The sequence below is a fragment of the Agrobacterium sp. rho-13.3 genome (assembly GCF_033957765.2).
Classification (GTDB): domain Bacteria; phylum Pseudomonadota; class Alphaproteobacteria; order Rhizobiales; family Rhizobiaceae; genus Agrobacterium.
This window is the reverse complement of record NZ_CP192775.1, coordinates 1,244,668-1,256,986: the sequence shown is the minus strand read 5'-3', so window position 1 is coordinate 1,256,986 and position 12,319 is coordinate 1,244,668. Positions and strand designations below refer to the sequence as shown.

Sequence of the window (12,319 nt, the reverse complement as noted above, 5' to 3'; positions counted from 1 at the left end):
TATCAATCCACCTCGGGATCATATTCCCGAGGTCCGTCGTCTTTGGTGAACAGAACACAGGGTCCGCGAGAGCCACGCGGATCATAGGAATATCCCTTCGCCGCCAGAGCTTGGGTGATGTCCCGGATGCCAGACAGGCTGTAGAGATGATCGTGCAGTTCCACGAAGATGCGCTCGACACCTTCAAGCTTGGCGTTCTGGAGCAAATCATGCTCAGCGCCTTCGATATCCATCACCAGCGCATTGATCTTGTGGCGTTCGATAAACTCATCGATGTTTTCAGAGGGGATGTCGATGCGATGCTCATAAGGCCCCTGTTGCTCATCCATGGATGACATCCAGAGGTCTTTACGAACGTAAAACGCATGTGTGTGTGGCGCGTGCGCAGTCAGAAGCCCTTGGGAAAAGGCAACGTTATCCTCGCAGTTTTCCCGGATCACCCGCTCGGCCAGCGCTGCGGTTCCGGGGTTTGCTTCGAACGCCCAAACCGACACGTCTTTAATTCCGGCAATGATGGATGTGATGATCCCGATACCCGAACCAAGTTCAAGAACGCGATCTCCGGGCTTGATGGCTTTTAGAATGCTGCGGGCTTCTTTCGCTTCATAGCTGCCATCTTCCAGCGCCTGCCAGATGATTGGCGAAACCTCATCTCGCGATAGCTCCAGCTTCACGCCATGCACTTCAAGCCGTTCCATTCAAAAATCCCTAATTAATGACCAACCATGACGCAAGCAGCAGTACTGCTCTGCTCGCTTAACGACACGTTCAATGACGAACATTCAAGAGACATTGCGGCCATTCTCGCCCGAACGAATGCCAAAAACATGGAGCTTTTCCGCTGGTATAGGCCTGCCGATCAAATAGCCTTGCATTTGATCGCACCCAAGACGAGAGAGGCATTGGTATTGCTCTTCGGTCTCGATACCTTCTGCTATCGTGGTCATGCGCAGGCTGCGCGCCATTCCCACCACGAATTCAACGATTGCAAGCGCGTCCGTATCCGTCGTGACGTCTCTGAGAAAAGACTGATCGATTTTGATCTTGTCGAAAGGCACGCCTCTTAGATTGCCGAGTGAAGAATATCCCGTGCCAAAATCATCCATGGCGATCTGTATGCCGACGGCTTTCAGTTTGCGCAGCGTATCCAAGGTCTGATCGCTTTTCGCAAGCAGTACAGACTCCGTAATCTCAAGCTCAAGCCTGCTGGGGTCGAGACCACTTTTGTCCAGCGCGCTAACGACATTGTGGATGAGATTGGTGCTGTGAAACTGGACCGGTGACAAATTGATCGCCACCTTGAAGTCTCCACTCCATGTCGTGGCTTCCAGACATGCGGTTTCCATAGCCCATTTTCCCAGCGAATGGATCAGGCCTGTTCGTTCAGCGACAGGAATGAACGCCGACGGCGGCACACTGCCGCGCACAGGGTGCGTCCAGCGCAAAAGCGCCTCGAAACCACAAATCTCACGGTTGGGTGTCAGCACCTGAGGCTGGTAATAAACTTCCATCTCATTATTCTGAAGCGCCATCTGAAGATCGGCCTCAAACGACCTCTTTTCCGTCAACTGCCTCTGCATGTGGACTTGAAAGACGCTGGCGCGTCCAGGGCCAAGTGCCTTGGCTTCGTAAAGCGCCAGGTCGGCTCGCTTGAACAATTCGTCGGCATTCATATCGCCACAGGACACGGCAATACCAACACAGGTGCCAATTTTGATTTCCAGTTCGCCCAGATTGTAGGTCTGGCTTATCTGCGAAATCAGTTGAGTCGCAAGATCAAGCGCTTCGTCCTCATTCTCACCGCTGGAGATGACCGCAAACTCGTCGCCGCCAAGGCGGCAGACCATATCGTCATCGTCATGCAGGGCAGACAATCGCAAGGCGACGGACTGGAGCAGGGCGTCACCGACGTCATGGCCGAGTGTGTCATTGATGTCTTTGAACCCGTCCAGATCGAGCAACAGAATGACGGCCGTTTCTCCGCTTGCGGAACCAAGCCTTTCATTCAGCTCTCTTCTGAACAGTGCGCGGTTTGGCAGTTCGGTTAGCGCGTCGTGATAAGCATCATGCGCCAACCGAATGTTGTTTGCTTGCAACTCCAATGTCGCCGCGCGCAAATCGTCGGTCAAACCGCGCATATCTTTTTGCGCACGGTCCAGCAGATTATTGTGCCGATTCAAAAGGAAGATCAGCGCAACGCCGCAGACAATCAGACCGCCCGCCAAGGCGGTATAAATGATGTGAAGCCTGCGAACTTCAGACTGGGCAGCATCAATAAGATCAACATCGTAAGCCACCGATGACGACGCCAGCGTGGTCAAAGGTCCGTCCAGAGCGCTCATGGACCGAATGAGAGGCGCAACGTCGGCAGGTTGCAAATTTTCGAGATTTTTGTCGAGATCGAAAAGAATTTTATTGAGCTGTGCGACCAAATCGCGCGAGTCAGGATGCTCTCCGATAAAAGCGCCCAGCTTTCCATTCTTTAAAAGCTCCAGCCGGCCCAGCATCAGATCAAGACGCAGGCGCAAATCATCCCGGCTTATCCGTTCCGGGTCCAGCACGAAACCGGACAGCTTGTTCTGAAGGCGCAAATATTCGGCGACGGTTTGGCTTACCGCCCAAGAATCATTGTACCGCGCGAATTTTTGCAGCGCAGTTTGCCGCTGTGCAATGACGTAGGCGAAATAGCCTGTTGCCAGCACAAAGCAGCAAATGATAACCGCAAGTATCTTTCGCAAACGGCACCTTTACTCGACTATCAGCTTTGCAACTTGCCACGCGGAGCGTGTGTAATAGGTCTGGGTTTGAAGTTCGGGGGAACTGTCGTAGGGGTAGATGACAAACAGGGGGCCTTTTTCGCGGACTTCCATGTAGTTTCCATCACGCTTCATAGCGAGAATAACATTAAATTTATTGAAATCTTCCATCGGAATCGTACTGACATAATCATTCAGGGCAACAGCCGTCACAATGGTGCCTTTGGCGCCCACGAATGCCATTAATTTCTTGAGCGGTACACCCTCAAAACGTACCCGTCCGTCATACCATGGTGAATTTGTTTCTACGGCCACGACGCCAATAGATTCCAACATCTCACGATCAAACTGAGCCGCGCCATTGATGTTGGTGTTGGCGATGTTTCCAGATATCGTCAGAATGGTTTTGCCTGCGGGCTTCGGTAATGTACCCGCTTGAGCGCAGGAGAGCCATGTTATTGACAGAATCGCAGTAATGATTAATCGCGAAAAGCTCATTGTTTGTGTCCCTCGAAAGACGTCAAAAGCTAGCAACCCGCCAATATGCGAGTTCGGCGCATGAGTCTTATATCAGGAATCAATACAATATTGTTACCGAGATTTGATCGGTATTTTAGTGGTTTATGAAACCTCAGTTCGATACCGCAGTCACGGCCTACCAAAATCTCCAATAATTACAAATAAAACGTGAAAATATCTTTCGTGCAATCAAATTCGTATTTACCGGGCGTGCTTTTTCATCACGCCCGGCATTCTTTTCACGTTAGTTCAAGTCGAACCGATCTGCATTCATCACTTTGTTCCACGCCACGACGAAATCCTTCACGAATTTCGCTTTCGCATCGGCAGACGCATAGACTTCCGCCAAAGCGCGAAGTTGGGAGTGCGAACCGAAAATCAGATCGACGCGGGTGCCAGTCCATTTGGCTTCATTGGTGGTGCGGTGACGCCCTTCGTAGACACCGTTCTTGCCGGGAACCGGCGCCCACTGTGTATCGATATCGAGCAGATTGACAAAAAAGTCGTTGGTCAAAGCTTCGGGGCGGGAAGTGAAGACACCATTCTCCGGGTTTCCTGCATTCAGTACACGCAAACCACCGACGAGGATCGTCATCTCAGGTCCAGTCAATCGCAGAAGCTGAGCGCGATCAACCAACGCCTCTTCTGGCTTCATGAACTGGTGTCGGCTTGTGCTGACGAAGTTGCGGAAACCGTCTGCGCGTGGCTCAAGAGCTGCGAAGGACGCAACATCCGTCTGATCCTGAGAGGCGTCTGTACGACCCGGCGTAAATGGCACGGTAACATCATGCCCGCCCGCTTTCGCAGCCTTCTCGACACCCGCAGCACCCGCAAGGACGATCAGATCGGCAAGCGATATTTTTTTCCCGCCTGTCTGAGCCGCATTGAAATTACTCTGAACACCTTCCAGAATACCAAGCACCTTTGCGAGCTGCGCGGGCTGGTTGGCCTCCCAATTTCTCTGTGGCTCAAGACGGATACGAGCGCCGTTAGCACCACCACGCTTGTCAGAACCGCGGAACGATGAAGCAGAGGCCCAGGCTGTGGAAACCAGTTCCTGCACGGTAAGACCCGTTGCAAGCACTTTGGCCTTGAGGTGGGCAATATCCGTATCATCGATTAGCGGATGATCGACCGGAGGGATAACGTCCTGCCAGATCAGGTCTTCTGCCGGAACTTCGGGTCCGAGATAGCGAACCTTCGGCCCCATGTCGCGATGGGTCAGCTTGAACCATGCGCGGGCAAAGGCATCTGCGAACTGGTCCGGGTTTTCTAAGAACCGGCGCGAAATCTTTTCATAGGCCGGGTCGACACGTAGCGCCAGATCGGATGTCAGCATGGTGGGCAGATGCTTGCGCGATGGATCATAGGCATCGGGAATGGAGGCTTCGGCGTTCTTCGCGACCCATTGCTTGGCACCCGCAGGACTTTCAGTGAGTTCCCATTCGAAAGCGAAGAGATTTTCGAAGAAGAAATTGCTCCATTGCGTGGGTGTTTGCGTCCATGTCACTTCCGGGCCGCCGGTAATGGCGTCCTTGCCAATGCCGGTGCCGAATTTGCTTTTCCAGCCGATACCTTGATCTTCAATGTCTCCGCCTTCCGGCTCTGCACCAATGAGCGAAGGATCGCCTGCACCATGTGTCTTGCCGAACGTATGGCCGCCGGCAATCAGCGCAACCGTTTCCTCGTCATCCATGGCCATGCGCGCAAACGTAGAGCGAATGTCACGGGCAGAGGCCAACGGATCGGGGTTGCCGTTCGGTCCTTCGGGGTTGACATAGATCAGACCCATCTGGACGGCGCCCAGAGGCTCGGACAATTCGCGTTCACCACTATAACGTTCATCGCCGAGCCATGTGCCTTCCGGTCCCCAGAAAAGCTCTTCCGGCTCCCAGACGTCAGCGCGACCGCCGGCAAAACCGAAGGTTTTGAAGCCCATGGATTCCAGCGCCACATTACCGGTCAGGATCATCAGATCCGCCCAGGAAATGCTGTTGCCGTATTTCTGTTTGATCGGCCACAGCAGGCGGCGCGCCTTGTCCAGATTGGCGTTATCAGGCCAGCTATTGAGCGGCGCGAAACGCTGCTGACCGGCACCGGCGCCACCGCGTCCGTCAGTGATGCGGTATGTGCCCGCGCTGTGCCACGCCATGCGAATGAAAAGGCCACCGTAATGGCCAAAGTCCGCTGGCCACCAATCCTGAGAATCGGTCATCAGTGCGTGGAGGTCTTGCTTCAACGCGTCAAGATCGAGCGCCTTGAACGCTTCGGCGTAGTCGAAATCCTTACCCAGCGGGTCGGAAAGGGAAGAGCCCTGATGAAGAATCTGCACATTCAACTGATTGGGCCACCAGTCCCGATTCGATCTGCCACTTTTGGGCGTCGATGTCGCTATCTGGCCGTGGGCCACGGGACACTTGCCTGCGCTATCGGTTTTCTGGTCCATGATTTTCTCCATATAACTTCATTCATACGAGGCTTTGAAAGAGAGCTTACTTGACTAAATCGACAGGCCGAAAATGGTTCGCCCGCCATGTCTTGAAATACCTACGCTTCCGTCATGTCCTTTTAACGAATGATGCTCATAAATTTAAGTTGGATTTACTGATCAATACGATAAGCTAAGATTATGACAAATCTGACGCTGAAACAGCTCCGTTATTTTGAAGCGCTTGCGCGCCACAGACGTTTCCGAATTGCAGCTGATGCCTGCGCCATTTCCCAACCGGCACTTTCCATGCAGATCAAGGAGCTGGAACAGGACGTAGGACACGACCTGTTCGAGCGCAGTGCGCGGGATGTCAAACTCACCGCTTTTGGCCAGATATTTGCATCCAGAGTTCGCGAAATCGTGCGCGCCGTGGATGAGTTGGGTGACTTGGCCCGCGCTTCGAAAAACTCGTTTCTGGCCCATTTGCGGATCGGCATCATTCCAACCGTCGCACCCTATCTTCTGCCCACTGTTATAAACGATCTGAACAATGCGTTCCAGGGTATAGAAATCCGCGTTCGTGAAACACAGACTGCAAAACTGATTGAGGAACTGAAACAAGGCGATCTGGACCTAGCGATCGTCGCCTTGCCAATCTCCGAACCGTCCCTTACCGAGTTGACCTTGTTCGATGAGGAATTCGTGCTGGTCAGACGGCACGAAGACGAGGGAAAACCAGTGCCAGACCGTACCGCATTGCCGCACATGCGTTTGCTGTTGCTGGAAGAAGGACACTGCTTTCGCGATCAGGCGCTGTCTTTCTGCCATGTCGGCTCATCCCAACCGCGCGAAGTCATGGAGGGCAGTTCGCTGTCCACTTTGGTCCAGATGGTCGGCGCAGGCATTGGCATCACGCTTATTCCCGAGATGGCCGTGCCGATGGAAACGCGCTCCGCGCATGTGTCGATATCGCGCTTCGATGCACCAGCGCCTGTCCGCACCATTGGAATGATCTGGCGCAACTCAACATCGTTGACTGCCCAGCTGCTCCAGATATCCGAGGTTATCCGTCGCTCCTCGGAACGGATTAGACAACTCTCCACCGCTTGATCCCTAAGCCTCACCCACCACAAGACCTTGAATAGCATCCATAAAAGTCAGCTACATTTTTTCCGCTTGATTAAAAACACGAACGTTCGTATTTAAATCAACTTCCGAGATTGTGGACGACTATGGCCAGAACACGAAAAATTACCGCAGACGAGATTTTGGACGCAGCCGAGCGCGTGATCCTTCGCGTCGGTGCCGCTGGTATTTCCATTGACGCGGTGGCGCAGGAAGCTGGCATCAGCAAATCGCGTGTCGTTTATGATCACAAGTCCAAATCGGCCCTTCTCGAAGCGCTGATCGATCGGCGCCTCAATGCTGAGGAGCAACGCGTTCGCGCATCTGTGCAAAGCAATTCCGACACATCGCATCCCGAGCTTTTCGGACGGATTGCCGTTGCCGAAAAAGCGCCAGATGACACTGACAAAGCCGTCTGCCTTGCCATCAGCGCGGCGGTGTCCAGCGAAGAAAAGCTTCACGACAGAATGCGTGAATGGACACGCAAAGACTTGGCAGACATAGGCAAGGGCGCTAGACCAAAAGCAGCCCTGATTGCTTATCTTGCTCTGACCGGTTTTTGTTGTACCGAATATTTTAATTTATACCAATGGGAAACAGAATCCAGGCTGGCCATTCTCGACAGTATACGTGAAATCTACACCACTTCTCCCGACGAAACATGACGATCACCTTGGGTGATATGACGAGGACTATACAATGCACAGCAGAATAGCTCTGCCGAGACTGCTAACCTTGATGACTGCCGGTCTTTTGGTGTTGGCACCAACCATGGCGCACGCACAGGAGGGCATGCAGATGCCGCCCCCCGGCGTCAGCGTCATGGAACTGACCGCGAAGTCGGTTCCTGTTGTCAATGAACTTCCAGGCCGCATTGCTGCAACCCGCGTGGCCGAAGTTCGCGCACGGGTTTCCGGAATTTTGCTGGAGCGCGTGTTCCAGCAGGGAACGCTCGTTCAGAAGGACGATGTCCTCTACCGTATCGACCCGCGACTGTTCAAAGTGCGTGTGACGAGTGCCGAAGCTTCCTTACAGCGTGCCAAGGCAACGCAAGACAATGCCCGCCAGCAGCTTGAGCGCCAAAAGAACCTGCGCGAACGCAATGTCGCAAGCGGCATAGATTTCGACACGGCGGCGGTCAATCTCGCGCAGGCTGATGCAGATGTGCTGCTTCAGCAGGCAGCACTGGAAGAAGCACGCATCAACCTCGAATATACCGAGGTTCGCGCTCCGATTACTGGCATTATCGGTGCCGCACTGATTACCGAAGGCGCGCTCGTCACCGCCGATGGCACACAGAACCTTGCGCTGATCCAGCAGATTGATCCAAGCTACGCGGACTTTACGCAGTCGGCGCAAGATATGATGGCGCTAAAGCGTGCGGTTGCGGAAGGAAAGCTTGCCAGCCCCGCCCCTGATCAGGCCAGCGTGCGCTTGGTCTTCGATGACGGCACTATCTACGCCGATGCGGGTCGCCTGCTGTTTGCCAGTGCCAGCGTCGATTCTACCACCGGTCAAGTCACGCTGCGCGCGGAGTTCCCGAATGCACACCGCGATCTTTTGCCCGGCATGTATGTGCGGGTGAGAATTGAACAAGCCGTTCGTGAGAACGCCATTACCGTTCCACAGCGATCCATTGTTCGCGCAGCGGATGGCAAGCCATCGGTGTTTGTGGCCAAGGCTGACAACACAGCCGAAGCCCGCCCCATCGAGCTTGGTCAGACGATTGACGCGGATTGGGTTGTCGAGAAGGGTTTGACTGCAGGTGAGAAGGTCGTGGTTGACGGCGCACAAAAGGTTCAGCCGGGCGGAAAAATCGCGCCGGAACCTTGGCAGCCGGAAAAAACCGCTGACGCCCCCGCACAAGCGCCCAAGCAATAAGGTTCTCCCATGGCACAGTTATTCATAAGACGGCCAATCCTCGCCTGGGTTTTCGCGCTGTTCATCTCCATTGCAGGGCTAATCGCCCTGCCGTTTCTGCCGATTGCGCAGTATCCGAAGGTTGCGCCACCGCAGCTGACGATTTCGACCACCTATCCCGGCGCTTCGCCGCAGGATATTTATCAGGGCGTCACCCGGCTGATCGAAGATGAGCTGAACGGTGTGGAAGGCTTGATGTATTTCGAGTCCACCTCGGACACTTCAGGTCAGGTCTCGATCAACGCCACGTTCCAGGCTGGCACGAACATCAATCAGGCCTCGGTCGACGTACAGAACGCCATTCGTCGCGTCGAGGCACGCCTGCCCTCCGCCGTTGCCGCACAAGGCGTAACGGTCGAAGAGGCCGCCTCCGGCTTCCTCATGTTCATCACGCTTACCTCCACCGATGGCACGATGGATGAGGTGGGGCTGGGTGATTACCTGAACAGAAACGTTCTGGGTGAACTGCGCCGTATCGAAGGCGTGGGACGCGCGCAACTGTTTTCCGCACAACGCGCCATGCGCGTGTGGATCGACGCTGACAAGCTGGTCGGCCTCAACCTCACCGCTGCCGATATCAACAGCGCCATCACCGCCCAGAATGCGCAGGTCGCAGCAGGCCAGATCGGCGCGGCCCCAAACCCCGTCACGCAGGATCTTACCGCCACCGTTCTGGTCAAGGGACAACTGAGCGATACGGAAGAGTTCGGCAACATCGTGCTGCGCGCCAACCCGGATGGCAGCAGTGTTCGCCTCAAGGACGTCGCCCGCCTCGAACTCGGTGCGGAAACCTATAACTTTTCCAGCCGCCTGAACGGTCAGCCCAGTGCCGCCGTCGGTATCCAGCTTTCCTCCGCTGGCAATGCGGTTGCCACATCCAAGGCCGTCTCGGCAAAATTGGAAGAACTGTCGCGCTTCTTCCCCAGCGGCGTCTCCTATGCCGTTCCCTATGACACCAGCCCGTTTGTCTCGGCGTCGATTGAAAAGGTCGTCAGCACACTTATCGAAGCTGTCATTCTCGTGTTCGTGGTGATGTTCGTCTTTCTTCAGAACTTCCGATACACGGTCATTCCCACGCTCGTTGTGCCCGTGGCACTGCTCGGCACCTGCGCGGTCATGTATGCCACCGGGTTTTCCATCAACGTTCTGACCATGTTTGCCATGGTGCTCGCCATTGGTATCCTCGTGGATGACGCCATCGTGGTCGTCGAAAACGTCGAGCGCATCATGGCGGAAGAAGGACTTTCGCCGAAAGCGGCAACGCAAAAAGCGATGAGCCAGATCACCGGCGCCATTCTGGGTATTACGCTGGTTCTCGCCTGCGTGTTTATTCCCATGGCGTTTTTCCCCGGCTCCACAGGCATCATCTATCGTCAGTTCAGCTTGACGATGGTTGTGTCGATCCTGTTCTCGGCCTTCCTTGCCTTGTCTCTCACGCCTGCCCTTTGCGCCACGTTCCTCAAGCCGATCAAAAATGGACACCAAGAGAAGCGCGGCCTTGGCGGCTGGTTCAACCGTAAGTTCGATAGCGTAACAGAAGGCTACACCAAGGCGGCAACCACAAGCGCACGCCGCGCAGGCCGCATGATGGTCGTCTATCTGGCGTTGGTGGCAGGCCTTGGCTATCTCTTCATCAACCTTCCCGGCGGCTTCGTGCCGGCAGAAGACCAAGGCTATCTCATAGTTGACATTCAGGGACCACCGGAAGCCAGTGCGAACCGCACGATCGCTTCGATCAAGCAGATCGAAAAAATCTTCGCGGCTGAACCTGCGGTCAAGGACGTCATCGCCATTCAGGGCTTCAGCTTCTCCGGCAATGGTGCAAATGCAGCTCTGGCCTTCATAACATTGAAGGACTGGAGTGAACGCGGCGCTGGAAACTCCGCGCAGGATGTCGCAAACCGCGCCAACATGCAGTTGTTTGGCCTGAAAGATGCCCAGACCTTTGCTCTGTCTCCACCGCCAATTGAAGGCTTCGGCACGTCCGGCGGCTTCTCCTTCCGCTTGCAGGACCGCAACGGCATCGGTCAGGCAGCCCTTTCGGCTGCTGCCGGAGAATTGATGCAGAAGGCAGGCCAAAGCCCGATCCTTGCTGGAATGCGTATCGAAGGTCTGCCGGATGCAGCTCAAATCATATTGGTAATCGACCGTGAAAAGGCCAACACGTTTGGCGTGACTTTTGCGGACATCAACAACACCATTACGGCCAATATGGGATCGTCCTATATCAACGACTTCCCGAATTCCGGTCGTATGCAGCGTGTTATCGTTCAGGCGCAGGACCGCGACCGTCTTCAGGTCGAGGACTTGTTAAAGCTGAACGTGCGCAACGCCAGCGGCGGCATGGTGCCTCTCAGTTCCTTTGCGATTGCGCAGTGGCAGAAGGGTTCTCCGCAGATCGTCGGTTACAATGGTTATCCAACGATCCGTATCGCAGGCGCCCCTGCCCCCGGCAACTCAACGGGTGCAGCCATTACCGAAATGGAACGTCTCGCGTCGGAACTTCCCGGTGGCATCGGCTACGAATGGACAGGCCAGGCGCTGGAAGAGATCAAGTCGGGCACACAAGCGCCCTTCCTCTTCGGCCTCAGCATTCTGTTCGTCTTCCTGCTGCTCGCGGGCCTCTATGAAAGCTGGTCGATACCGCTTGCCGTTATGCTCGTGGTGCCGCTTGGGGTCATGGGTTCGGTGCTGGCAGTTATCCTTCGGGATATGCCCAACGACATCTACTTCAAGGTGGGCTTGATCGCGATCATCGGTCTCTCGGCAAAGAACGCGATCCTTATCGTGGAATTTGCCAAGGACTATTACGCCGAAGGAAAATCGCTGCTGGAGTCCGCCGTGCTGGCCGCAAAGGTCCGCTTCCGCCCGATCATCATGACGTCACTTGCGTTCACACTCGGCGTGGTGCCGCTTGCCATCGCAACGGGCCCAAGCGCGGCCAGCCAGAACGCCATCGGCACCGGTGTTCTTGGTGGCATGATTTCGGCAACGGTCCTCGCCGTCTTCTTCGTCCCGGCATTTTTCGTCTTCGTCCTGAAATTGATGAGAACGAAAAGACCGGAGGAACACACCGTTCCAGATGAGGCGAAACCGATAGAGCCCTGATGCAGAAACAGAAACGCCGCAGACATCGTCTGCGGCGTTTCTGCATGTTCCCTCATTTCTGTCACAAAGACAGGAATGAGGGATAGCGCAGGATAAATTTTCAGTTCGGGAGGATCAGCAATCGCGGTCGTTAGCGTAGCCTTCAACGATGCAGACCGCACCGGGCATGGGCTGTGTGACGCTGCGGCGGATGCTGTAGGATTTCTTGGGCTGGTCACCACGATTGATCGAGCCGGTGCTGATCATGTCGAAATTATCCGGCACCTGCGCAAAGCGCGCAGGCGGCGTCTTGCCTGCCAGCATGGGTGTCACGATCAGTGACAGCGCAATCGCCACCATGCCGAACAGCAAGGCGACGTTCAACACGCCGATCCTGCGCGATTTCTCGGAATAGGATTGGCGATCCTCAACAGTTTTCCAGAAATCCTCGTTCATATCAGGCCTCGCTACGCGCCATTTA

The 12,319-nt window shown here is 55.0% G+C and carries 9 protein-coding genes; 4 read left to right on the top strand and 5 right to left on the bottom strand.

What is annotated here, in order from left to right:
• Positions 1-2 precede the first annotated feature (2 nt).
• The 4 genes from RMR16_RS20670 to katG form a co-directional block, all read right to left on the bottom strand.
• Complete coding sequence (locus tag RMR16_RS20670) at positions 3-698, bottom strand: FkbM family methyltransferase (protein ID WP_320197492.1); 696 nt, start codon at positions 696-698, stop codon at positions 3-5.
• Between the two features lie 84 nt (positions 699-782).
• Positions 783-2,738 (bottom strand): putative bifunctional diguanylate cyclase/phosphodiesterase, encoded by a 1,956-nt coding sequence (locus tag RMR16_RS20665; protein WP_320197491.1) that lies wholly within the window; start codon positions 2,736-2,738, stop codon positions 783-785.
• Between the two features lie 9 nt (positions 2,739-2,747).
• On the bottom strand, positions 2,748-3,254 hold the full coding sequence (locus RMR16_RS20660) for an oxidoreductase (RefSeq protein WP_320197490.1): 507 nt from the start codon (positions 3,252-3,254) through the stop codon (positions 2,748-2,750).
• 265 nt (positions 3,255-3,519) lie between these two features.
• Complete coding sequence (gene katG / locus RMR16_RS20655) at positions 3,520-5,721, bottom strand: catalase/peroxidase HPI (protein WP_320197489.1); 2,202 nt, start codon at positions 5,719-5,721, stop codon at positions 3,520-3,522.
• Between the two features lie 183 nt (positions 5,722-5,904).
• On the opposite strand from katG, the gene RMR16_RS20650 reads away from it, so the two are divergent.
• The 4 genes from RMR16_RS20650 (at position 5,905) to RMR16_RS20635 (ending at position 11,859) form a co-directional block, all read left to right on the top strand.
• A complete protein-coding gene (locus RMR16_RS20650; protein WP_320197488.1) occupies positions 5,905-6,816 on the top strand; it encodes a hydrogen peroxide-inducible genes activator in 912 nt (303 codons plus the stop codon).
• A 122-nt stretch (positions 6,817-6,938) separates the two neighbouring features.
• Entirely contained in the window at positions 6,939-7,496 is a 558-nt protein-coding gene (locus RMR16_RS20645) for a TetR/AcrR family transcriptional regulator (RefSeq protein ID WP_320197487.1), read from the top strand.
• A 73-nt stretch (positions 7,497-7,569) separates the two neighbouring features.
• Positions 7,570-8,712: an efflux RND transporter periplasmic adaptor subunit gene (locus RMR16_RS20640; RefSeq protein WP_320197986.1), complete on the top strand. Its 1,143-nt coding sequence runs from the start codon at positions 7,570-7,572 to the stop codon at positions 8,710-8,712.
• A gap of 9 nt (positions 8,713-8,721) precedes the next feature.
• Positions 8,722-11,859: an efflux RND transporter permease subunit gene (locus RMR16_RS20635; protein ID WP_320197486.1), complete on the top strand. Its 3,138-nt coding sequence runs from the start codon at positions 8,722-8,724 to the stop codon at positions 11,857-11,859.
• Between the two features lie 114 nt (positions 11,860-11,973).
• Here RMR16_RS20635 and RMR16_RS20630 read toward each other — a convergent pair whose 3' ends face one another.
• On the bottom strand, positions 11,974-12,294 hold the full coding sequence (locus RMR16_RS20630) for a hypothetical protein (RefSeq protein ID WP_320197485.1): 321 nt from the start codon (positions 12,292-12,294) through the stop codon (positions 11,974-11,976).
• Positions 12,295-12,319 lie beyond the last annotated feature (25 nt).